Genomic DNA, 466 nt, shown 5'->3' on the forward strand with positions numbered 1-466 from the left:
GGCCTGGAAGATCGCGCCGGCGCTCGCCGCCGGCTGCACCGTGGTGCTGAAGCCGGCCGAGTTCACGCCGCTGACCGCCATCCTGTTCGCCGAGATTTGCGAGCGTGCCGGCGTGCCGAAGGGCGTCGTCAACATCGTCCAGGGCGGCCCTGAGGCCGGCGTCGCCATCGTCAACCATCCCGGCGTCCAGAAGATCGCCTTTACCGGCTCTTCCGAGGTCGGCAAGATCATCCGCAAGGCCACCGCCGGCTCGGGCAAGAAACTGTCGCTGGAGCTCGGCGGCAAATCGGCTTTCATCGTCTTCGAGGATGCCGATCTCGACAGCGCCGTCGAAGGCCTGGTCGACGGCATCTGGTTCAACCAGGGCCAGGTCTGCTGCGCCGGTTCGCGGCTCCTGGTGCAGGAAGGCATAGCCGACGCCCTGATCGCCAAGGTCAAGACGCGGATGAGCCGGCTGCGCGTCGGC

1 protein-coding gene is annotated in these 466 nt (G+C 67.6%); it reads left to right on the forward strand.

Annotated features, from left to right (window positions below; genetic code table 11):
- The coding region (locus tag ENZ75_RS33955) for an aldehyde dehydrogenase family protein (protein ID WP_128278703.1) at positions 1 to 466 on the forward strand (466 nt) is incomplete at both ends.

Source organism: Mesorhizobium sp. M7A.F.Ca.CA.002.04.1.1, assembly GCF_004022805.1.
Classification (GTDB): Bacteria; Pseudomonadota; Alphaproteobacteria; order Rhizobiales; family Rhizobiaceae; genus Mesorhizobium; species Mesorhizobium ciceri.